Source organism: Actinoplanes oblitus, assembly GCF_030252345.1.
In the GTDB taxonomy this organism is placed as follows: domain Bacteria; phylum Actinomycetota; class Actinomycetes; order Mycobacteriales; family Micromonosporaceae; genus Actinoplanes; species Actinoplanes oblitus.
Map to the genome: position 1 here is coordinate 3,633,086 of NZ_CP126980.1, position 22,018 is coordinate 3,655,103.

Annotated in this window: 16 protein-coding genes; 12 read left to right on the forward strand and 4 right to left on the reverse strand. The window is 70.7% G+C overall.

Going from position 1 to position 22,018, the window contains the following annotated elements; genetic code table 11:
• Positions 1-13: 13 nt before the first annotated feature.
• Positions 14-988: an N-acetylglucosamine kinase gene (locus Actob_RS16265; RefSeq protein ID WP_284921032.1), complete on the forward strand. Its 975-nt coding sequence runs from the start codon at positions 14-16 to the stop codon at positions 986-988.
• Here the strand turns inward: Actob_RS16265 and Actob_RS16270 are convergent.
• Entirely contained in the window at positions 967-2,208 is a 1,242-nt protein-coding gene (locus Actob_RS16270) for an exo-beta-N-acetylmuramidase NamZ family protein (protein WP_284921033.1), read from the reverse strand. The genes Actob_RS16265 and Actob_RS16270 overlap by 22 nt on opposite strands.
• Complete coding sequence (locus Actob_RS16275) at positions 2,205-3,884, reverse strand: glycoside hydrolase family 3 protein (protein ID WP_284921034.1); 1,680 nt, start codon at positions 3,882-3,884, stop codon at positions 2,205-2,207. Before Actob_RS16275 ends, Actob_RS16270 begins: the two co-directional genes overlap by 4 nt.
• A gap of 109 nt (positions 3,885-3,993) precedes the next feature.
• Between Actob_RS16275 and Actob_RS16280 the strand changes: the two genes are divergently transcribed.
• The 4 genes from Actob_RS16280 to Actob_RS16295 are packed head-to-tail and all read left to right on the forward strand — an operon-like array spanning position 3,994 to position 8,901.
• Positions 3,994-5,694 (forward strand): serine hydrolase domain-containing protein, encoded by a 1,701-nt coding sequence (locus tag Actob_RS16280; protein WP_284921035.1) that lies wholly within the window; start codon positions 3,994-3,996, stop codon positions 5,692-5,694.
• A gap of 3 nt (positions 5,695-5,697) precedes the next feature.
• A complete protein-coding gene (gene ngcE / locus Actob_RS16285) occupies positions 5,698-7,107 on the forward strand; it encodes an N-acetylglucosamine/diacetylchitobiose ABC transporter substrate-binding protein (RefSeq protein ID WP_284921036.1) in 1,410 nt (469 codons plus the stop codon).
• Between the two features lies 1 nt (position 7,108).
• Positions 7,109-8,014, forward strand: coding sequence for a carbohydrate ABC transporter permease (locus Actob_RS16290; protein WP_284921037.1), 906 nt, complete (start codon positions 7,109-7,111; stop codon positions 8,012-8,014).
• Positions 8,011-8,901, forward strand: coding sequence for a carbohydrate ABC transporter permease (locus Actob_RS16295; RefSeq protein ID WP_407653659.1), 891 nt, complete (start codon positions 8,011-8,013; stop codon positions 8,899-8,901). The genes Actob_RS16290 and Actob_RS16295 overlap by 4 nt, the downstream gene beginning before the upstream one ends.
• A 46-nt stretch (positions 8,902-8,947) precedes the next feature.
• Here the strand turns inward: Actob_RS16295 and Actob_RS16300 are convergent, their stop codons facing one another.
• On the reverse strand, positions 8,948-9,481 hold the full coding sequence (locus tag Actob_RS16300; RefSeq protein WP_284921038.1) for a ricin-type beta-trefoil lectin domain protein: 534 nt from the start codon (positions 9,479-9,481) through the stop codon (positions 8,948-8,950).
• A gap of 671 nt (positions 9,482-10,152) precedes the next feature.
• Here Actob_RS16300 and Actob_RS16305 point away from each other — a divergent pair.
• The 6 genes from Actob_RS16305 (at position 10,153) to Actob_RS16330 (ending at position 19,824) form a co-directional block, all read left to right on the forward strand.
• Positions 10,153-13,068 carry a patatin-like protein gene (locus tag Actob_RS16305; protein WP_284921039.1) on the forward strand — a complete coding sequence of 972 codons (2,916 nt, stop codon included), beginning with the start codon at positions 10,153-10,155 and terminating at the stop codon, positions 13,066-13,068.
• Complete coding sequence (locus Actob_RS16310; protein WP_284921040.1) at positions 13,065-13,466, forward strand: hypothetical protein; 402 nt, start codon at positions 13,065-13,067, stop codon at positions 13,464-13,466. Before Actob_RS16305 ends, Actob_RS16310 begins: the two co-directional genes overlap by 4 nt.
• Positions 13,463-15,358, forward strand: coding sequence for a GMC family oxidoreductase (locus tag Actob_RS16315; protein ID WP_284921041.1), 1,896 nt, complete (start codon positions 13,463-13,465; stop codon positions 15,356-15,358). The genes Actob_RS16310 and Actob_RS16315 overlap by 4 nt, the downstream gene beginning before the upstream one ends.
• Complete coding sequence (locus Actob_RS16320) at positions 15,355-17,178, forward strand: peroxidase family protein (protein ID WP_284921042.1); 1,824 nt, start codon at positions 15,355-15,357, stop codon at positions 17,176-17,178. The genes Actob_RS16315 and Actob_RS16320 overlap by 4 nt, the downstream gene beginning before the upstream one ends.
• Positions 17,179-17,370: 192 nt before the next feature.
• Positions 17,371-18,150 carry a pentapeptide repeat-containing protein gene (locus Actob_RS16325; RefSeq protein WP_284921043.1) on the forward strand — a complete coding sequence of 260 codons (780 nt, stop codon included), beginning with the start codon at positions 17,371-17,373 and terminating at the stop codon, positions 18,148-18,150.
• Between the two features lie 543 nt (positions 18,151-18,693).
• Entirely contained in the window at positions 18,694-19,824 is a 1,131-nt protein-coding gene (locus Actob_RS16330; protein WP_284921044.1) for a right-handed parallel beta-helix repeat-containing protein, read from the forward strand.
• A gap of 45 nt (positions 19,825-19,869) precedes the next feature.
• On the opposite strand, the gene Actob_RS16335 is transcribed toward Actob_RS16330, so the two are convergent.
• Positions 19,870-20,667, reverse strand: a complete 798-nt coding sequence (locus Actob_RS16335) for a chitosanase (RefSeq protein ID WP_284921045.1) — start codon at positions 20,665-20,667, stop codon at positions 19,870-19,872.
• A gap of 167 nt (positions 20,668-20,834) precedes the next feature.
• Between Actob_RS16335 and Actob_RS16340 the strand changes: the two genes are divergently transcribed.
• On the forward strand, positions 20,835-21,998 hold the full coding sequence (locus Actob_RS16340; protein WP_284921046.1) for an ROK family transcriptional regulator: 1,164 nt from the start codon (positions 20,835-20,837) through the stop codon (positions 21,996-21,998).
• Positions 21,999-22,018 lie beyond the last annotated feature (20 nt).

Consider the following 22,018-nt stretch of genomic DNA (forward strand, 5'->3'; position numbering starts at 1 on the left):
ATATTCTCCACCTATGAGCGCGATGGTGATGGGAGTCGATGCGGGTGCCACGACCACGCGATGTGTGGTCGCCACCCTCGACGGCGTCGTGGTCGGCCGGGGTACGGCCGGGGGCGCGAACGCCAACAGCAGCGGCGGGGAGATGAGCGCGGCCCTCGGGTTGGCGCTGGCCGCGGCATTGGGCACGGTTGATCGTACGGCGGTGCTCGGCGGGATCCTCGGGGCGGCCGGGTCGGCGGGCGCCGGCCGGGAGAGGTTCCGGGCGGCCGCACGGCAAGCATGGCAGGACGCCGGGCTGCGTGGCGAGATGGACACGGTGACCGACCTGGAGGTGGCGTTCGCGGCCGGCTCGGCGGAGCCGGACGGCGTGTTGCTGCTCGCCGGCACCGGGGCGCTGGCGGCGCGCTTCTGGGGCGGCGTTCTGGACCGCCGCTGTGACGGGTACGGGTGGCTGCTCGGCGACGAGGGGTCGGCGGTGTGGATCGGCATCCGGGCACTCCGGGCCGGGCTGGCCGCGCTCGACGGGCGCGGCGAGGCGACCGTGCTCCGCGAGGTCCTGCCGGCCTATTTCTCGATCGAGGCCGACCGGAACGAGGACGTGGCCCAAGCGCTGCTGGCCCGGGCATTCGCGGTGCCACCCGCCGAGCTGGGCCGGCTCGCACCGCTGACCGGCGAGGCCGCCGAGCGGGGCGATCCGGTCGCCACCGCGATCTGTGCCCGGGCCGCGGAGAAGCTGCTGCACACCTACGACACCATCGGGCCGGCGAGGAACACCGTCATCGCCGGCTCCGTGCTGCTCAACCCCGGCCCGGTGAGCCGGGCGGTGCGCGCCGGACTGCTGGCACGCACCGCCACCCCGCCCCGGCCGGCGCTCGACGGCGCCGCCGGGGCTGCCGCGCTGGCCATCGGACGGCTCACCGGCGCCCCCGTGCCCCCGGTGATGCACGCCCGGCTGACCGGCTCCACTCATGACCCGAACCGGGAGTAGAGCAGATACGGCAGCCGTTGCCTGCCGAACGCGGCCAGCTCGGTGGCCCAGGCGCCGGTCACCTCGCCGGTCGTCGCGCCCGCGTCGATCATCGTGCGCAGCCGCGCCGACCCGGTGAGCAGGTCGATCCAGTACCTGGTGCCGCCGTCCACCCGCCAGGAGAACGCGGCCTCCTTGCGCGCCTCGACCAGCATCCCGACCGCGGTCCGGATCGGATCGAAGGACGCCTGGTCGGTCACCTTCACCTCGACGCCGGCGCACAGCTGGCCGGCGAACTTGTTGAACGTCGGCGTGAAGTACGCCTCCCGGAACGCCACCCCCGGCAGGTTCAGCGCCGCCACCCGGTCGCCCCAGCGGTAGTCGAAGCCCGGCCCGCCGATCAGCTCGAACGGCCGGGTGGTGCCGCGCCCCTCGGAGAGCGACGACACCCCCTCGAACATGCCGGTGCCGGGGTAGACCACAGCGGTGTCCGGGGTGGGCATGTTGGGACTGGGCAGCACCCACGGCAGGTCGGTGTCGCCGGCCCGCAGCCGCCCGGTCCACCCGGTGCAGGTGATCACCTCGAGGTCCACCGGGTCGGTCAGGAACTCGCCGTTGTAGAACCGGGCCAGCTCGCCGACGGTCATCCCGTGCTGCTGCACGATGGCGAGCCGGCCCACCCCGGAGGTGTAGCCGTCGGTCATCATCGGCCCGTACGCCCGGCCGCCGATCGGGTTGGGCCGGTCCAGCACCACGTAGCGCAGGCCGAGCCGGGCGGCGGCGGCCATCGAGTCGTACAGCGTGTAGATGTAGGTGTAGAAGCGGGCGCCGACGTCCTGGATGTCGAAGACCACGGTGCGCACCCCGGCGGCGGTGAACATCCGCACCCACTTCTCCGGCGACGCCAGGTAGGCGTCGTAGACGGTCAGGCCGGTGCGGGCGTCGATGCCGGTGCCCTCGCTGCCGCCGGCCTGGGCCGAGCCGCGGAAACCGTGCTCCGGGCCGAAGACCCCGCCGATGGTGACGCCGTCGGCGTGCATCCGGTCGACCAGGTGCCGGTATTCGCGGTCGACGGCGGTCGGGTTGGCGACCACGCCGATCCGCTCACCCCGGACGGCGGCCCAGCCGTCCGCGGCGAGGCGATCCATCCCGGTCCTGACCGGGAGGTGAGGGAAGAGGCCGGGCTTGGCGGCGCCGGACGCCAGGGCGGCGCCGCCGGCCAGGAACCCTCTGCGGTTCACGTGACGCTCCAGGTCAGGCCGTGGCCGTACGGATAGAGGCCGGGAATCTCGACCGGCAGCTTGCCGCGCGGGGCGGACCCGCCGGTGATGACCTTGGCAAGGGACCGCATGGACACCGCTGTGGTGCTGTAGGTGGCCAGATAGGTGGCGGCCTCGGGGAACCTGGTGAGGTCGTAGGGGTTGCGGACGGCCACCACGACGATCGGCCGGCCGGTCGCGATCAGGGCTTTGACCAGGGCCTGCTGGGCGGATCCCGCGCTCACGTTGTTGGTGAGCACCACCGTCAGGTCGTGGTCCCGCGCCGCCGCCACCGCCTCGTCGGTGCTGGCGGTGACCAGCGGCGTGGCGTGCAGCGCGGTGGCCAGCGAGGTGACCGCGCTCGCGCCGGTGACCAGTATCGACTTGCCGGTGGCGGGGTAGGGGAGCAGCCCCGCGTCGTTGCGGATCGCGGTGACGCTCCGATCGGTAACGGACTGAGCGATGGTCAGGTGCGCCGCCGATCCCACCGACGCCTCGGCGGCGGCCGGGTCCAGCGGGGTCCAGGTGAGCAGGCCGCGTTTCTGCTTGAGCGCCAGGATCCGGCGTACGGACTGGTCGATCCGCCCCTCGGTCAGCTCCCCGGAGGCCACCGCGTCGAGCACCGCGTGGTACGCCACGTCGAAGTTCGGCGGCATCAGCAGCATGTCCACGCCGGCCTTGAGCGCCAGCACCGGCACCCGGTCGTCGCCGTACCTCTCCCGGACCCCGGCCATCTCCAGGGAGTCGGTGACGATCACCCCGCGGTAGCCGAGCTCCTCACGCAGCAGTCCGGTGATGATCGGCTGGGACAGGGTGGCCGGATCGCCGGACGGGTCGAGTGCCGGCACCACGATGTGCGCGCTCATGATGGCGTCGACGCCGGCGGCGACGGCGGCCTTGAACGGTGGCGCGTCGATCCGCTCCCACTCGGCGCGGGTGTGGGTGATCACCGGCAGCCCGGTGTGACTGTCGGTCGCGGTGTCGCCGTGGCCGGGGAAGTGCTTGGCGGCCGCCGAGGTGTTCGCGCCCAGCTGGAGGCCGAGGATCTGGCTCGCGGTCATCGTCGCGACCAGGCCGGGGTCGCTGCCGAAGGAGCGGACACCGATCACCGGGTTGGCCGGGTTCACGTTGACGTCGGCGTCCGGCGCCCAGGCCTGGTTGATCCCGACGGCGCGCAGCTCCTGGCCGGTGACCTGGCCGGTGCGGAACGCGCCGATCGGGTCGCGGCCGGCGCCGAGCGCCATCCCGCCCGGGAACTGGGTGGCCGGAGCCGGCATCCGCGAGACCACGCCGTGCTCCTGATCGGTGGCGATGGTGAGGGGCACGCCCTCGGCGGCGGCCTGTAGTCCGTTGCTGAGGGTAGTGATCTGGCGGATGTTCTGCAGGCTGTTCGTCCAGGCGAAGTAGATGACTCCACCCAGGTGGTACTTCTTGACCACTTCGGCCGGTGTGTCGACGCCGTAGAGACGACGGTTGTCGGGGGACGCCGCGGTGGCGTCGTTTCCGTAGACGTAGGTGGTGAAAAGCTGACCGACCTTCTCCGGGAGCGTCATCCGGGCCACTATGGAATCGATCGGAGACGATGCGTTCGCCGGCGCGGCCAGGAGCGTGACGCTGAGGGCCGCGAGGGCGAGAAGAGCGACAGGACGCGTTCGCATGGTGCCCGAAGGTAGCCGGGTCACCGCTGGATGGCAATAAGCTTCGCTCCCCTTGCGACTTGTGAAGGAAACATTCATCCTCAACGGATCGATGCATGGAGAGGCGTTGATGATCAGACTAGTGCTCAGCGTGGTCGCCGGTCTCGTCACCGGCCTGCCCACGGTCACCCCGGCCGACATCCACTTCCGCCACGACGTGCTGCGCCCCGGCACCGCCGGCCAGGCCGGCCTGCTCGCCGACCAGGTCGCGGCGCTGCCCGGCATCGCCGCGTCGTACCTGGAGCCGACCCTCGACCACCCCGGGCACCCCGCCTACGCGGGGGCCACCGTGCTCGCCGCCCACCACGGCATCGTGGTGTCCCGGTTCGCTGTCGGCGACGCGGTGCGCTACGGCGCCGGCCCCACCGGGATCGTCGAGCTGCCGGCCGAGCGGCGCATCCCGGCCCGTACCGACACGCTGTGGGACCTCGCCTCGATCTCCAAGCTGTTCACCACCATCGTGGTGCTCCAGCAGGTGCAGGCCGGCCGGGTGGACCTGGACGCGCCGGTCGCCAGGTACGTTCCGGAGTTCGCGGCCGGCGGCAAGGCGGCGATCACCACCCGGCATCTGCTCACCCACACCTCCGGCCTGCCCGCCTTCCGGCCGTTCTACGCCAGCTATCCGACGCCCGAGACCCGGCTCGCCGCGGCGCTCAGCACGCCGGTCACCGCCGGGACCACACCCGGTGAGCAGTACGTCTACTCCGACATCGGGCTGATCTCGCTCGGCGTGCTGATCGAGCGGGTCACCGGCGAGAGCCTGGCCGACGCGGTGCACGACGGCGTGACCGGGCCGCTGCGGATGCGCGACACCGGCTACCGGCCGGCCCCGGAGCTGCTCGACCGGATCGCCGCCACGGAGTACGAGCCGTACGTGAACCGGGGGATGGTCCGGGGCGAGGTGCACGACGAGAACGCCTGGTCGCTCGGCGGGGTGGCCGGGCACGCCGGAGTCTTCTCCACCGTCGACGACCTGGCGATCCTCTGCCAGACGCTGCTCGACGGCGGCACCTACCGCGGGCACCGGATCCTGTCCACGCCGATGGTCCGGCAGGCGTTGGTCGACTACAACGCCGAGTTGCTGCCGCGGTACCCGGACAGCGCCCGCGGCCTCGGCTTCGAGCTGGCCAAACACTGGTACATGGACGGGATGACCTCGCCGGTCAGCTTCGGGCACACCGGCTTCACCGGCACGTCCCTGGTGATCGACCCGCTCGACCAGTCGTTCCTGATCCTGCTCAGCAACCGGGTGCACCCCGACCGCGCCTGGGGCAGCAACAACGTGGCCCGGCGCGCGCTGGCCCGGGCCTTCGCCGCCGCCCACCCGATCGCGGCGCCACCCGGCGACCGTCCGTGGCGCACCGAGACGCGCGACGGCGCCGACCTGACGCTGACCGCGCCGCTGCGGCGCGCGGCGGGCGAGCAGGCGCGAGGTTCGTTCCTGTTCTGGTACGACACGGAGCCGGCGCACGACACGGTCCGGCTGGAGTCCTCGGCGGACGGGGTGAGCTGGGCGCCCGTACCGATGACTCTGCCGGGGATCGAGCCGCTGGCGCAGATCTCCGGGTTCGGCGGCCGGCACTGGTGGCCGGCCACCATCAGCGTCCCGGCCGGCGTCACGCGACTGCGCTTCACCTATCACACCGACGCCAGCTCGCAGGGCCGCGGCGTCCTGGTCGACCGTCTCCGGGTGGTCGAACCCGGAGCGATCCTCGTCGACGGCCGGACCACCCTCGCCGCCGACGGTTGGCACCTCACAGCTGGGAGTTGAGACATGACATCTGGGATCAGCCGCCGCGGGCTGCTGCGGGGCGCGGCGGGGGTCGCCGCCGCGGGCACGATCGGCGGGTGCGCGATGGGCGGCGACGACGCCAAGGACACCGGCACCGGCGCCAAGGGCGAGGTCAGCGCGGCCAACCCGCTCGGTGTCAAGGACGACGCGCCCCTCGAAGTGGTGATCTTCAACGGCGGGTTCGGCGAGGAGTACGCCAAGGCGCACGAGGCGATGTACCGGGAGCGCTACCCGAAGGCGGAGATCAAGCACTCGGCCACCCAGCAGATCGCCGAGACCCTGCAGCCCCGCTTCGTCGCCGGGGATCCGCCGGACGTCGTGGACAACTCCGGCGGCAGCCAGATCGACTTCAACGGGCTGGTCTCGCAGGGCGCGCTGACCGACCTCGGGGCGCTGCTCGACGCGCCCAGCCTGGACGATCCGTCGACGAAGGTCCGCGACACCCTGCTGCCCGGGATCGTCGACGTCGGGTCGTACGACGGGAAGTTCCTCGCGCTGAACTACACCTACTCGGCGTACGGCATCTGGTACTCGCGCAAGCTGTTCCAGGCCAAGGGCTGGGAGTACCCGAGGACCTGGCCCGAGATGATCGCGCTGTGCAAGAAGATCAAGGCGGCCGGGATCGCGCCGTGGGCGTACACCGGCGTGCACGCCCGCTACATGAGCTGGCCGATCCTGACCGCGGCCGCCAAGCTCGGCGGCCTCGAGGTGATCAAGGCGATCGACAACCTGGAGCCGGGCGCCTGGAAGAGCGACGCGGTGCGGGCCGCCGCCGAGGCGTACTACCAGCTCGCCGTCGACGGGTTCCTGCAGCCGGGCGCCGAGGGGATGGACCACATCCAGGCGCAGACCGAGTGGGCCCGCGGGCACGCCGCGTTCATCTCCTGCGGATCGTGGCTGGAGAACGAGATGAAAGCGGTCACCCCGCCCGGCTTCGACATGGCCGTCGCGCCGACGCCGAGCCTCACCACCGGCGACAAGATGTCCTACGCGGCGTTCCGCGGCACCGGGGGTGAACCGTTCATCGTCCCGGCCAAAGGCAAGAACGTCCGGGGCGGCATGGAATACCTTCGCGTCATGCTCTCCAAGAAGGCCGCCGCCGACTTCACCACCAAGGTCAGCAGCCTCACCGCGGTCACCGGCGCCGCGCGGGGCCTGTCCCTCGGTCCCGGCCTGACCTCGGTCACCAAGCTGATCGACGACTCCCAGGGCTCGGCGTTCACCTGGCTGTACGCCACGTACTACCGCAAGCTGGAGCGCGAGCGGGTCAACGCGGCCACCCTGGAGCTGCTCACCAAGCGGATCAACGCCGCCCAGTGGTGCGACAAGGTGCAGAAGTCCGCCGACGAGTTCGCCGCCGACCCCGCGGTCAAGAAGTACAAGCGGGCCTGACGTGCGAGGCAAGCGGCTGTTCATCGCCGTCTTCCTGCTGCCGCCCCTGCTGCTGTACGGCGTCTTCGTCGTCTCGCCGTACGCGCAGGCGTTCCCGATCGCCGGTACGAACTGGAGCGGGCTGTCCCCGACGTACGAATTCGTCGGTGCGGACAACCTGAAGCGGCTGCTCGGCGACGAGTACTTCTGGACCGCGCTGCGGCACAACGGGCTGCTGCTCGTCCTGCTGCCGGTGGTGACGATCCTGCTCGGGCTCTTCTTCGCCTCGATGATCAGTGTGGGCGGCCGCGCCGACCGGGTGGGCGTGCACGGCGTCCGCGGCGCCGGCGTCTACCGCGTCGTCTACTTCTTCCCGCAGGTGCTGTCGGTGGCCATCGTCGGCGTGCTGTGGAAACAGATGTACGCCTCGAACACCGGCATGATCAACGGTTTCCTCCGGGGCATCGGGCTGGACGGTCTCGCCGTCGCCTGGCTCGGTGACCCCCGGTTCGCGTTCTGGTGCGTGCTGGCCGTGCTCGTCTGGATGAACGTCGGCTTCTACGTCGTCCTGTTCGGCGCCGCCATGCAGTCGATTCCCCGCGACCTCTACGAGGCGGCCCTGCTGGACGGCGCGAACCGGCTCACCACACTGGTCCGGATCACCGTGCCGCTGGTCTGGGACACCATCCAGGTGGCCTGGGTCTACCTGGCGATCGTCGCGATCGACGGGTTCGCCGTCGTGCAGATCATCACCGACGGCGGGCCCAGCTCGTCGTCGGACGTGGTCGGGCTGCGGCTCTACAAGACCGCGTTCGCCGACGGCCAGTTCGGTTACGCGTCGGCGATCGGCGTGGCGATGTTCTTCCTGACCCTGACGGTGGCCGTCATGTTCCTGCGGGTGACCCGCCGCGAACGGGTGGAGCTGTGACCGCCGTGCTGAGCTCTCCGCCCGCCGAAGCGGTGGCGGAGGCCCCGCCCGCGCGGAGCCGGGCCCTTCCCGTCGTCTCCCATCTCTTCCTGATCGGCTGGGCGCTGCTCACCACGCTCCCGCTGCTCTGGGCGGTGCTCAGCTCGTTCAAGAGCGACAACGAGATCCTCACCAGCCCGTGGAGCCTGCCGTCGGAGATGCGCTGGGCGAACTGGGCCCGCGCCTGGAACGAGGCGCACATCGGCCGCTACTTTTTGAACAGCGCCATCGTCGTCACCGGCGCGCTGACCCTGACCATGCTGTTCGGCGCGATGGCCGCCTACGTGCTGGCCCGCTACCGGTTCCGGGGCAGCCGGATCGTCTACTTCGCCTTCGTCGGCGGCATGATGTTCCCGGTCTTCCTGGCCCTGGTCCCGCTCTTCTTCGTGGTCCGCGACCTGGGCCTGCTCGGCACCCTGCCCGGCCTCACCCTGGTCTACGCGGCCTACTCGCTGCCGTTCACGGTCTTCTTCCTGACCTCGTTCTTCCGCACCCTGCCCACGGCTGTCGCCGAGGCCGCCATGGTGGACGGCTGCGGCCACTTCGGCCTCTTCTTCCGCGTGATGCTCCCGATGGCCCGCCCCGGCCTGGTCAGCGTCGCCGTCTTCAACTTCCTGTTCCAGTGGAACCAGTACGTCCTGCCGCTGGTCCTGATGCAGGGTGCCGGCGCGGAGCGCAGGTGGGTCCTCGCCCAGGGCCTCACCGCCCTCGCCGTCAACGAGGGATATCGAGGCGACTTCAGCGGCCTGTTCGCCGGCATGACCATCGCCATGCTGCCGGTCATCACCGCCTACCTGATCTTCCACCGCCAGTTCCAGTCCGGTCTCGCCGCCGGGCAGCTCCGCTGACCTCGTGGTCGCCCCGAGGGGTCCCGAGGCGACCGTGAGCCGACTGTCAGACCGCCAGCCATTGCTGGTCCGGCCAGTCATCTCCGAAACCGCAGGTGGTCGCCACCACCCTCGACTCGGCGTAGCCGCGGGCCGCCAGACACAATCCCGCTCCGTTCGACATCCGGAACCACGGGGTCACCGGGCCCGGCGGGCGTCCCTTGGCCCACTGCTGGTCCGGCCAGAAACCGCACGTCGTGGCGACTGCCGCCGTCTCGTGGGTACCGCGCGCGGCGACGCACAGGTGCAGCAGGGAGCTTTCCACCGGCGTCGTCTCGTCGGTCTTCAGGATCCAGTACTGATCCGGCCAGTACTCGTCGTGGTGGTTGTAGTCGCAGGTCGTCTGGATGACCGGCCGTTCACCACTGCCGGCTCGGGCGGCCATGCACAGTCCGGAATTGACGTTCACAAGGTGTCGCGGTGCCTCGATGGCCATCATCGCTGACGCGTCGGCGCCCGCGGCGCGGCCGGTGGCCGCCGTCGCCCGCGACGCCGGCACCAGCAGCGCCGCGATGGCCGCGAGCAGCACCGCGACGGCCACCCGTCCGACTCTCGTTGCTCCACGACGGCGTTCTCGGATGCCTGTCGGTGATGTCATTGCTGCCTCCCCCATGGATTGATCGCAGCGCTCGGCGGCGAGAATCGGCGCGGGCAGCCGGACGGATGGCGTCTCAGTCCCGTCACACCCGGGCCCCCGCGTCGTCAGCGCCACCGATGGCCTCGACGGTAAAACCCTCCATCGAGATCCTTCTACCCGGTGGCGATTTTCGTCAGGACCGGCATATCGGTGGATACCGGCGGCGCGCCACCAGCCCGGCGGCCGGCCGGTGCCGCGGGGCGCGCCGCGAGCGGATGTCACGGCGAGTGCCTTCCCGCCGTACCGGAAGGGGTGAGAAACGGGGGGCCGGACCCGCGTCGGCACCCCGCTCACCGCGATCCGCCGGGCCCCACCTCTCGCGTGCCCGGCGGCTCCTGGCTGCCGGGCGGCGGCGGTCGCCCGGCCGGCAGTTTTCCGGTCGCGTCGGTCGGTATTGCTCCGACCCTCTTTGGTGAGACCTTTCCGCGCATCCTCCGAACGGTCAGGCCGCCGGGAAACGGCCGACGAAGTCCGCATCCTCGCCATAAGCTCGGGTTCTCTTCACGGGCCCGGCCGGCGAACCGTACGACCATCCGTGTGGCCATTTCGATATGTCCCTCAGAATCGAGACGGTAATGGATGATCGTCAAGATATTAGGTTCGCGGTGGTGATGAACGGCGGCGTCAGTCTCGCGGTCTGGATGAGCGGCGTCGCGGTGGAACTCAATCGCATGGTCGCGGCCAGCCGCGGTGCCGCGCAAGCACCCGGTTATCGGGCTCTGCTCGACCTGCTCCAGGCCACCGCGACGGTTGACGTCATCGCCGGGACCAGCGCCGGAGGCATCAACGGCGGGTTTCTCGCGGTGGGCGTCGGCGTCGGCGGCTCGCTCGACGGGCTGGGTCGGCTGTGGGCGGACAAAGGAGGGCTGGCGCAGTTGCTCCGGGACCCGCTGGAAGCCCGGCCGGCGTCGTTGCTGCAGGGCGACAATTACTTCCTTCCGGGATTGCGAGAAGCTTTCGACGAAGTGTGGCAGGGCTGCCGGCAGAACACCGGGAATGTGCCGCCGGAGCAGAGCAGCGTAGACCTTTTTCTGACCGGGACGCTGTACGCCGGCAGGCGTACCAGATTCGCCGACGACATGGGTGCGGAAATCGACGAGGTGGACCACGATGCGATTTTCCACTTCAGCAACGACGGGGTCTGCCCGGCCGGCGATCTGCGCAACCGCGACACGATGGTCAAGCTGGCCGTGGCGTCGCGCTGCACCTCCTCCTTCCCCGGTGCCTTCGAGCCGCACTTCGTCGCCGTGCGCGACCACCGGATCGTCGACGACCGCGACGCCCGGTGGTGGGACACGGACGCCGGGCCGGCGACGTTCGACCAGAGCCAGTACGTGGTCGACGGCGGCATCCTGCTGAACAAACCGGTCCGGCCGGCGCTGGAGGCGATCTACCGCAAGTCCGCGCAACGGCAGGTCCGCCGGGTGCTGGCGTACGTGGCGCCGCTGCCCGGGCAGCGTGACGACCCCACGGACGGCGGCCGGCCACCGGTCCCGCCGGCCCACGAGGTGGTGATGAACGTGCTCACCCGGCTGCGGGCCACCGACTCGGTCAGCCGGGAACTCACCGAGATCCGCCGGACCAACGAGGCGGTCCGCAACCAGCGGGCCACCCGCGCCCGTCTGGTGGCGGCCATGACCAGGCAGGCCACGAGCCTCGCCTGCGACCCCGCCGTGTGGCAGGGATACCAGGAGGAGCGCCGCCGGATCGCCGCCCGGCTGATCGCGGATCTGATCATCGGCGGCGACGATCGGGACCGGGACCGGTGGAGCGCCCAGGAACTCACCGAGGCGATCCGCCGCCAGCCGTCCCCGGCGCTCACCTTCGTGCCGGCCGATCCGGATCCGGCGGCCGCCCTGGCCCAGGTGGACGGCCACTGGGCCTGGGGGCAGACCACTGTCGAGCGGCTCGGGACGATCGCCCTCGACGTGCTGCGGCGAGCCATGGCCGTCGCTCCGGTGTCGGACCCGGCGCTGCGCGCGGCGATCGGGAAGTACCGTGCCGCCCTCTACGAGGTGCTCGAGCAGGTCTGGGCCACCCAGCGTGAGCTGAACGCCTACTGGCGTGACGTGGGCAGCAGCTGGCCGGGCCGGGACCGGGGCACCGAGGCGCTCGACAACTGGATGTCGGACCTGCTGGCCCGGTGGAGCAGCCAGGCGCGGCGCGACACGCAGTACCGCCAGGCCCGGGACATCGTGGACGTGCTGGCCGAGGCCGGTCCGCACCTGCTGGCCGTTCCGGCCGGGGCCGACCCGGAACTCACCGCCCTGCTGGAATACCTGCTCCGCGGGCCCACCCTGTCCGGTGCGCCGGACGCCGGCGGTCTCGCCATCCTGCGCCGGGCGCTGATGCTCGACATCGTGCACCTCGCGCTGGCCGGGACGCTCGACCAGCCGGAGCAGGAGGTCGAGCTGGTCCAGGTCAGCACGGTGGACAGCAGCCTGCTCACCGCGGTGCAGGCCTATCACTTCGGCGCGTTCTACCGGCGTTCGTGGCGGGTCAACGACTGGCTGCGAGGGCGCGTCGACGGGGCCACCCGGGTGTGTCAGATCCTCCTGTCGCCGGCCCGCCTCAAGCAGCTCGGCCACACCACCGACACGGCGATGGCCGCGCTGAGGGCGGTGGTGACCGGGGAGCCGGGAACCGCGCAACACGAGTTCCTCAGCGCCCGGTGGGCCGCCGACGAGGCAGCGCTCCGCGCCGAGCTGGCCTATCTCGACACCCCGACGGCACCACTGGCCGGGCTGCCGCGCTGCGCCGCGCACGTGGCGGCGCGCGTGCAACTGGAGTTCCTCGCCACCGAGCTGGCCTGGCTCGCCGAAACCCTCCGCCACGATGAGCCCACCGCCGCCTGGCTGCGGCACTACGAGGCGAGCATCCGCGCCGGTGAGGCGCCGGCGCCGGAGACGACGATGCGGCTGCTGTCCACCGCCGAGGCGATCGGCCGCCAGCGTCTCAGCGAGCAGGTGCGGACCGACGAGTTCGTCAAGCTCACCAGCCAGATCGGCGTGGTCGCGACGAATCTGCTGGCCGGGATCCCGCGGACCGGCACCGCTCGGGCGATCCTGCGCGCCGTGCGCGGCTACGCCCTGATCCTCTGGACCTCGGTGAGCCTCGCCACCTCACCGGGCCGGTTCGGCCCGCGCGTGGTGGCGTTCGCCGTCACGGTGGGCTCGGCGGCCATCGCCCTGTCCCTGTTCGCGCCCAACGTCCCGGTCTTCATCGTGCTGCTCGGCGTGCTGCTGCTGCTGACCGGCGTGGCGACCGGGGCGCTCCTGACGCCGCGGGGCCGTCCGATCGGACGGCGGTTGATCCTGCCGACGGTCATGGTCCTGCTCGCGCTCGGGGCGCTCATCCACCATGAGCGCGACAAGATCGACACCGTTCTGCTGATGAGATCCGGTGTGGTGGTGGCTCTGATCCTGCTCGGCTCCTATGTGGGCCGGGTCCGTCCGGCGAAGGCCCGCACCGACGAAGAGGTCCCGTCATGACAAGCAACCTGGCGCGCGGCGCCCGTTACGTGCTGGCCGGCATCCGCCTGGTCAACGGAGCACTCGGGCTGGTGGCACCGCACCGCCTGATCGAACGGATCGACCCGGGAAGCGGCGCCAACCCGGCGGCGGTGTACGCCTTCCGCCTCTTCGGTGTCCGGACCGTGCTGCTCGGCGCGGAGCTGATCGTCAGCACCGGTGAACGGCGCCGGGAGGTGGTCCGCCAGGGCGTGCTCATCCACGCGAGCGACACGGTGGCCAGCGCGTTGCTGGGGATCCGGGGACTGCTGCCGCGCCGGACGGCGTTGATGCTCGTCCTGATCTCCGCGACGAACACCGCGCTGGCCCTGACCGCCCTGGAGGAGAAGCTCGCGCTGACCGCCCTGGAGGAGAGGTGACCGGGGAGCCGGAGGTCGTCGACTACGTGGTGGTCGGATCCGGGGCCGGTGGCGGCCCGCTCGCGGCCCGGCTGGCGGAGGCCGGGATGACGGTGCTGGTGCTCGAGGCCGGCGGCGACCACGAGAACGACAACTACCGGGTACCCGCCTTTCACGCCAACGCCAGCGAGGACCCGGCGTACGCGTGGGACACCTTCGTCGACCACTACACGGACCCGGCCCAGGCGAAGCGGGACAGCAAGGCGGTCGCCGGCCGCGGCGTCATGTACCCCCGGGCGTCGACGGTGGGCGGGTGCACCGCTCACCACGCGCTCATCACGGTCTACCCGGACAACGACGACTGGGCTGGCATCGCCCGGGCCACCGGGGATCCGAGCTGGTCGGCCACCGCGATGCGCCGCTACTTCGAACGCATCGAACGGTGCCGCTACCGGCCCCGGCCCAAGATGCTGCCCCGCTGGCGCTGGCTCGCCGACCTGCTGGCCGGCCTGCCGTTCCTGTCCGACCGGTACGTCAACCGGGGCCGGCACGGTTTCGACGGCTGGCTGGAGACGCATCTGGCGGATCCGCACCTGGTCATGCGCGACAGGCAGCTGGCCGCCGTCCTGCTCTCCGCGGTGTCGCGGACGCTGGCCGGCTGGCTGGGCCGGCCGCTGCACGTGTGGGAGGGGCTCGGCTCGCTGGTCGACCCCAACGACTGGCGGGTCCAGCGCCGCCGCCTGCAGGGCCTGTGGCTCATCCCCATGTCGACCGCCCAGGGCCGGCGCAGCGGCAGTCGCGAGCGCCTGGCCGAGGTGCGGCGCCGCCGCCCGGAACGGCTCATCGTGCGCAGCGAGTCGCTCGTCACCCGGCTGCTGCTGGAGGGCACGACAGCGGTCGGGGTCGAGTACATCGAGGTGCCCGGCTTTCCGGCGGCCGGCGCCACCGGTACGCCACCGGCCGCCCGGCAGGTCCGTGCCCGCCGCGAGGTGATCGTCTCGGCGGGCGCGTTCCACACCCCGAAACTGCTCAAGCTCTCCGGCATCGGGCCCGCCGCCGAGCTGCGCTCGCACGGCATCGAGGTGGTCTGCGACCGGCCCGGCGTGGGGGAGAACCTGCAGGACCGGTACGAGGTGGGCGTGGTGTCCCGGACGACGCGGAACTTCGCGCTGATCGAGGACGCGACGTTCGTTCCGCCCGCCCCGGGTGCCGAGCCCGACCCGGCGTACCGGGACTGGCTGGCCCAGCGCGGCGTCTACACCTCCAACGGCGCCGTGGTGGCGGTCACCCGCAAATCGGATCCCGCCCTGCCCGCGCCCGACCTGTTCATCTTCGGGCTGCCCGCCGACTTCCGCGGCTACGCGCCCGGTTACTCGGCCTCCCTGCAGCGCAGCCGCGACCGTTTCACCTGGGCCATCCTGAAGTCGCACACCCGCAACACCGCCGGGCGGGTGCTGTTGCGCGACACCGATCCCCGGGCGCAGCCGGCCGTGAACTTCCACTACTTCACCGACGGCAACGACACCGCGGGGGCCGACCTGGACGCGGTGGTGGCCGGCATCGAGTTCGTCCGGAGCGTCAACGAGGCAGCGGGTGGCGTTCTCGAAGAGGAGCTGTGGCCCGGCCCGGAGGTCCGTGGCCGCGACGAGATGCGCCGGTTCGTGCAGGACGAGGCGTGGGGTCATCACGCCTGCGGCACCTGCAAGATGGGGCCGGCGTCGGATCCGGCAGCGGTGGTCGACAGCCGGTTCCGGGTGCATGGCGTCAACCGCCTGCGGGTCGTGGACGCCTCGGTGTTCCCGCGCATTCCGGGCGCCTTCATCGTCCTGCCGACCTACATGATCAGCGAAAAGGCGGCCGACGTGATCCTGGCCGACGCGGGCCGCCGACCAGCGACAAGGAGCTTCCGATGACTGAGATCGAACGCCGTGACCGCCGACCGGAGCTGTCCCGGGTCGCCCGGACCCGCCGGCAACTGGCCGAGCTGTACATGGCCACCTCCGAATACCTCGACAGCCGGATCGGCTGGGATCGGCTGCCGACCGCCCTCGGGCTGAGCACCCTGCTGGGCCTGCGGCACCGGTTACGGGAGCGGAACCTGTACGACACCACCAGCCTGCCGGCGGTGAACCTGCCGCCGATCGAGCCGCCCGGCGAGCAGCATCTGATCAACCGGACGTGTGACGGCTCGTACAACGATCTCGCCTCGCCACGGATGGGCATGGCCGGCACCCGCTTCGGCCGCAACGTCCCACTGACCAGCGCGGTCCGGCCGGATGACGCGGGCGTGCTGACCCCGAACCCGCGCGAGATCAGCCGGGCGCTGCTCACCCGTACCGAGTTCGTCCCGGCCACCACGGTCAACTCACTGGTCGCGGCGTGGTTGCAGTTCATGATCCGGGACTGGTTCAGTCACGGGACCAGTCCGCAGGAGAACCCGTGGGTGGTGCCGCTGGCCCCGGACGACACCTGGCCACAGAAGTCGATGACCATCATGCGTACGCCGTCGGACGAGACCCGGCCGGCGGACTCGGCGGGAATGCCGCCGACCAGCATCAACGTCAACTCGCACTGGTGGGACGCCTCCCAGTTGTACGGCTGCAGCGCCACCGAGCAGAAGGCGGTGCGCGCCGGTGAGGGCGGCCGGCTGAACGCCGAACGGCACACCTACGCCGACACCGTGCCCGGCTTCTGGCTGGGTGTCGCGCTGATGCACCAGGTCTTCGTCGCCGAGCACAACGCCATCTGCGACATGTTGCAGGCCCGCTATCCGCACTGGGGTGACGAGGAACTGTTCCAGCGGGCCCGTCTGATCACCGCCGCACTGATCGCCAAGATCCATACGGTGGAGTGGACGCCCGCCGTGATCAGCCACCCGACCACGGTGGCCGCGCTGCGCGCCAACTGGTTCGGTGTCGCCGGCGAGCGGGTGCACAAGCTGTTCGGACGCGTCTCGCCGAGCGAGGTGATCAGCGGCATCCCGGGCGCCGCCACCGACCACTTCGGGGTGCCGTACTCGCTGACCGAGGAGTTTACTTCGGTCTACCGGATGCACCCGCTGGTCCGCGACGACTGGCACCTGCGCGCCGTGGCCGACGACAGCACGCTGCGCAAGGTCACCCTCCGCGACCTCGCCGGCCCCGCCGCCACGGCGATGATGGCCGAGCTCGACACCACCGACCTGCTCTACAGCTTCGGCACGCTGCCGCCCGGACTGGTCACTCTGCACAACTTCCCGAAGTTCCTGCAGGAGTTCGAACGGCCGGACGGCAACCTGCAGGATCTCGCCGCGACGGACCTGCTGCGCTCCAGGGAACTCGGCGTCCCGCGCTACAACGAGTTCCGCAGGCTGCTGCGTCTCAAGCCGGCCGCGACCTTCGAGGAGCTCACCGGCAATCCGGTCTGGGCCGAGGAGATCCGGGCGGCGTACGGCGGCGACATCGAGCAGGTCGACCTCACCGTCGGCGTGTTCGCGGAGCCCCTGCCACCCGGCTTCGCCTTCAGCGACACCGCGTTCCGGATCTTCATCCTGATGGCGTCCCGCCGGCTGAACAGCGACCGGTTCTTCACCGAGTACTACACGCCGGAGGTGTACACCCCGGAAGGGCTGCAGTGGATCACCGACAACACGATGGCCTCCGTCCTGCTGCGCCACCATCCGCGGCTGCGCTCCGCGATGAGCAAGGTCAGCAACGCCTTCCAGCCCTGGCGCACCGCCTCCGCGACGGAGTGAGGGATGGCTCCGCGATCACCCCGGGACGCGGTGCGGCGGACGGTCCGAGCCGCCCGTACGCCATCGGCGCGGGCACGCTCGAAGCGCACCAAGCCCGAGTCGTCGTCCCACGGCGGCGCCGGGAGCGCTTGGTCGCACGTCTCGCAGATCGTGTCGGCGCTGACCGCGACGAGCGCGCTGATCATCTCCGGGATGACCGTGAAGATCACCAGAGACGGCCAGCTCACCAGCCGGTTCGGCGCGGCGGTGGAGCAGTTGGGCAGCGATCAGCCGGTGACCAGCATGGGCGCGGTCCACGCGCTCCAGCGTCTCGCGCTGGACTCGCCCAAGGACCGGCCGGCCATCATCGACCTGCTGGCCGATTACGTGCGCTTGAAGATCGGCATCGGCAGCGCGGACCATCAGCGCTGTTACGCCATGCGTGCGCCCACCGTCGATGTCATGGCGGCATTGCGTGTCCTCGTCTACACCATCGGCCCGAAACTACGTGACCACCGGGTGGACCTCCGCGAGATCTGCCTGCGCAAGGTCGAGCTTCTGCGTGCGGACCTGACCTGCATGCTGCTGGACAATACGGTCCTCGACAGCGTGCGGCTCGCCGGAGCGCACTTCGCCGGCGCCTCGCTCGAGAACGCGGAAATGCGCGGTGATTTCCAGGGCGCCGACTTCAGCGGAGCTGTCGCGTGGAACGCCAAGTTCGGCGGCACCCCCACGCTGGACGCCTCGGTGATGAACGGCGCGACTTTTCACGGCACGGACCTCACTGGCGCCTCCCTCGTCGAAGTGGATCTCACCCGAGCCGATTTCACCAACGCGAAACTGACCAGCGCCGATTTCCACAAGAGCGTTCTCGACGGAGCGACCCTCAAGACCTACCTGAACGACGTGCCGTACCTGCCGCACGGTGCCGATCGCACCAAGGAGCTCGGCGCTCCACCAACGCCCGCGGCCGACAGCTGTCCTCACTCTTGAGGCGGAGCGCCGCGGCACGACAGATGGGAGATCGCAATGCCATCACAGAGCGACATCAAAGAGTCCGAGGAACTACGTCCGAGAGCCAAATCGCACACCATTGACGTGACGAGCGTTTCCAAGACCGAGGTGGAGTCCTCCCCTACGTCTGGCGCGGCGGATGCCGGCGCTGTAGTTGAAGCCAGGGCCTGCCGCCCCAAAGAGAAGGTACCGGAGACGGGGGATTGGCAGCCCCAATGTGGGGAGGCCAAGCGACACCTGAAGCAGGGGGCTACCTTCCCCTTCTGTTCCCGCAGGCATGACGAGAGGTGGCACCGAGCCTGATGTCGTCGTGCCGAGTGCCGTCCCGGCAGGCGGGCCCGTGCGGCCTACACCTGCCGGGCGCGCGGCCTCGGCCAAGGCGGAACGGGTCGCCGTGGGCGAGGGCCCGCCCGGCCCGCCCCCGCCGCTTCCCGGCACCCTCCGATCGATCGAAGCGCATAAGATCTTGGCGGCCGTGACCACGGGGCACGGGCCGACATCGGAGCAAGGGGGAGCCGCCGCATGGCATCGCACAACACAGGGTCACCGGGAAGTCGCCGCCATCTGATCACCGGAGCGGGCCTGGCCGCCGGCGTGGCGATCTTCGGCCCGTCCGCCCCGGCTTCGGCCGAGGAGCCCGCGACGGCCGAGCCGGCCCTGGTGGTGGTCAAGCCGAGCGGCAAGACCACCGGCGCCGACGACTCCGCGAACATCGCCGCCGCGCTGGCCCTGACGTCCGGGCTCCCCGGCGTCGAGGTGCACCTGGCGCCCGGCGATTTCTACATCAACACGCCGATCGTGCTGGGCAGCAACAAGCGGCTGTTCGGGGCCGGCGCCCAGGCCACCCGGATCAACCAGGTGGGTACCGGTCACGGCATCGTGCTGAAGCCCGAGGGCGCCCTCAACTACGTGACCGTCTCCGGGCTCTCGGTGGTCGGCAACGGGTCCGCCGGCAGCTGCGGGATCTACTTCGCCCCGTACTCGGGCGTGGCGACCAGGGCCGAGTTCGGCGGTCTCAGCAACATCACCATCGAGGACAGCGTCGCCAAGGGCTGGGGTGACTGCGGTGTCGTCCTGGTCGGGGCGATGGCGTCGAGGATCACGCGGGTGCAGGCCACCGAGAACGGCGGCAACGGTTTCTACGTCACGTTCGCCCGCTGGGACGGTGACTCCTCGGTCGTCAGCGCCGCGACCTCGCTCGCCTTCGAGGCCTGCTATGCCCGCGAGAACGGCAAGAACGGCTACGAACTGGACACCGTCAGCTACTCGACGCTGAACGCGTGTGCCGCCGACTGCGGCCGCATCGGCACCCGCGGTTACGCGCTGTTCAACTGCAACGCCGTGACGCTCACCAGCTGCGGCGCCGAGGAGTTCGTCACCGAGGGCTTCCTGTTCCAGGTCTGTACGAGCTGCGCGGTGCACGGCGCCTACACCTGGCAGGGCAAGTCGGTGGGGATCCACATCGGCACCAGGACCACGTACCAGACGATCGGCGGGGCCGTGCAGCACAGCCCCGCCGCCGGCACCACCAACTTCATCAAGAGCGAGGCCGGTACGTCAGCGGTGGTGTGGGGCGTGTCCCGCCCCGCCACCACGGGCGCCTCCACCAACACCTTCCTCGGCAAGGTGACCAACCTGGACGGCTCCGCCTGACCCGTCGATCGGCCCCGGTTCCGGCCGGGGCCGATCGACGGCGGGTCAGCCGATGTGGAACGGATCGCCGTAGACCTTGAAGTCGAGCGGCGTGTTCAGATCGAAGTTGCCCTTGTTCAGGAAGACGCGCTGGGCGGTGTCCACCCGTGACGTGTCCGAGTGCGCCTCCTCCTTTTTCATCTCGGCCACCCGCTCGTTCAGGAATGCGTTCAGCCAGGTCCGCTCGTCGCCGCCCTGAGCCGGCGGCTTCGCCTTCCGCAGCGCCCGGTTGCGAATGGCGCGCATGCCCTCGTAACCGTGCATGACAGCGGCGTCGTAATACGCGAACTGCCCGAGCGCGCGCACCCCGTCCGCCTTCCCGTCACGTACCGACGGGTTGAAATACACCCGGTCCCGTTCCGCCTCCTGCGCGGCCTGGAACACCGGGTCGGTGGCGGCCTTCCGCCAGTCCCTGGTGAAGTTCGGGTCGAGCCCGGAATGCGAGTCGGTGCCGTTCACACGCCGCAATGCGGGCAGATACTTGGCGAGCACGTTCGACGGTTTCGTGGCGGTGTAGGACTCGACCAGTTCGAGCATGTCCCCGGTGCCGGAACAGAACCCGATGATCCCGGCCGTGTAGCCACGTCCGTCGTCGATGTCCTCGATGTACGCGAATTGCGCACGCCAGTTCAGCGACGAGTTCTCGGCGGCCGAGACGATCTGCATGGCGATGTCTTTCTTCACCGGGTCGTCCAGGTTCTTCGCTGTGGTGCCGGCGCTGGCCGGCAGCAGCCCGAGGGCTACGGCCAGGCCGGAGATGACCAGGCCGATCGTGACATAGGTGGTGGTTCGGACGCGATTCATGGCGCTCTCCATCTAGGGGGACGACGAGATGGGGAGCGACGCTACGACTGTTAACTTGATTTATCAATACTAGTCGATCGGTAAGATCGAGCCCTTGACACGGATCGATGCCGGGCCCAGGATGAGCGAACTGTTAGTCAGTTTGCCTATCAATCAGGGAGAGCCCGATGACCCGTCTGGCCGGATCGTCCAAGCTGCTGCGCGCCATGAACGAGAGCGCGGCGCTCGGACACCTGCTCGACCCGGGCATGCTCACCCGGTCCGACCTGCGCGAACTGACCGCGCTGTCGATGCCGACGATCTCCGAGGTGCTGCGCCGGCTCACCGAGGCCGGCCTGGTCACCGTGGTCGGCCACAGCAGCGGCAAGCCCGGGCCGAACGCGGAGATCTACGCGGCCAACCCGGACGCGGCCTACGCCGTCGCCGTCTCGGTCCGCGACGTCGGTACCAGCGGCACCCCGTCGATCGCCGCCGCCCTCGGCGACCTGACCGGCGCCATCCGGGCCCGCTTCGAGTCCCGCGTCGACTTCCTCACCGCCGACCCGGTGACCACCCTGGCCGAGGTGGTCGCTCAGCTGGCCGAGCAGGCCGCGGTCCCGGCCGGGCGGATCCGGCACGTGCATCTGAGCGTGCCCGGCGCCTACGACCCGAAGACCGAGACCATCCGCCTCGTCGACGTCCCGGGCTTCGCCCGCCCCGGCCTGGTCCCGCGGATCGCTGCCGCGCTCGGCACCGACGTCAGCGTCGACAACGACGTCAACCTGGCCGCGGTCGCCGAACGCCGCCGCGGCGCGGCCCGCGACGCCGAGAACTTCGCCCTGCTCTGGCTCGGCCAGGACGGCCTCGGCCTGGCGATCGACATCAACGGCACGTTGCTGCGCGGCACCCGGGGCGCCGCCGGTGAGATCGGCTACCTGCCGCTCTACTCGCCCAACCGCAAGCTCGACCTGCAGGACCTGTTCGGCGGCGGCGCCATCCTGGAGCTGGCCCGTGACCACGGGATCGCCGCCGGCAACCCGGCGGCGGTGGTGGCCGCCGCGGCGGAGACGTCCGCCGAGTTCATCGCCGCCTTCGCCGACCGGGTCGTGGTCGGGCTGGCCGCCGTGGTCGCCGTGCTCGACCCGTCCCTCGTGGTGCTCGCCGGCCCGACCGCCCAGGCCGGCGGCGCCCCGCTGCTCGACGCCGTGAACGAGGCCTTCCAGCGGGCCGCCCCGCTGGAGTGCCCGGTCACGGCCACCGCCCTCGACGACGACGCGGTCCTGCTCGGCGCCCTCGACGCCGGTCTGGCCGCGGTCCGCGAAGCCCTGATCGCCGCCATCCGCGAAAGCTGACACCTCTCGACAATGCGAGG

Bases quoted from the DNA above. Each gene is read 5' to 3' on its own strand.
- Actob_RS16320 (WP_284921042.1), top strand. From the start codon at position 15,355: ATGACTGAGATCGAACGCCGTGACCGCCGACCGGAGCTGTCCCGGGTC.
- Actob_RS16335 (WP_284921045.1), bottom strand. From the start codon at position 20,667: ATGAATCGCGTCCGAACCACCACCTATGTCACGATCGGCCTGGTCATC.
- Actob_RS16310 (WP_284921040.1), top strand. From the start codon at position 13,065: ATGACAAGCAACCTGGCGCGCGGCGCCCGTTACGTGCTGGCCGGCATC.
- Actob_RS16330 (WP_284921044.1), top strand. From the start codon at position 18,694: ATGGCATCGCACAACACAGGGTCACCGGGAAGTCGCCGCCATCTGATC.
- Actob_RS16325 (WP_284921043.1), top strand. From the start codon at position 17,371: ATGACCGTGAAGATCACCAGAGACGGCCAGCTCACCAGCCGGTTCGGC.
- ngcE (WP_284921036.1), top strand. From the start codon at position 5,698: ATGACATCTGGGATCAGCCGCCGCGGGCTGCTGCGGGGCGCGGCGGGG.
- Actob_RS16340 (WP_284921046.1), top strand. From the start codon at position 20,835: ATGACCCGTCTGGCCGGATCGTCCAAGCTGCTGCGCGCCATGAACGAG.
- Actob_RS16265 (WP_284921032.1), top strand. From the start codon at position 14: ATGAGCGCGATGGTGATGGGAGTCGATGCGGGTGCCACGACCACGCGA.
- Actob_RS16275 (WP_284921034.1), bottom strand. From the start codon at position 3,884: ATGCGAACGCGTCCTGTCGCTCTTCTCGCCCTCGCGGCCCTCAGCGTC.
- Actob_RS16305 (WP_284921039.1), top strand. From the start codon at position 10,153: ATGGATGATCGTCAAGATATTAGGTTCGCGGTGGTGATGAACGGCGGC.
- Actob_RS16280 (WP_284921035.1), top strand. From the start codon at position 3,994: ATGATCAGACTAGTGCTCAGCGTGGTCGCCGGTCTCGTCACCGGCCTG.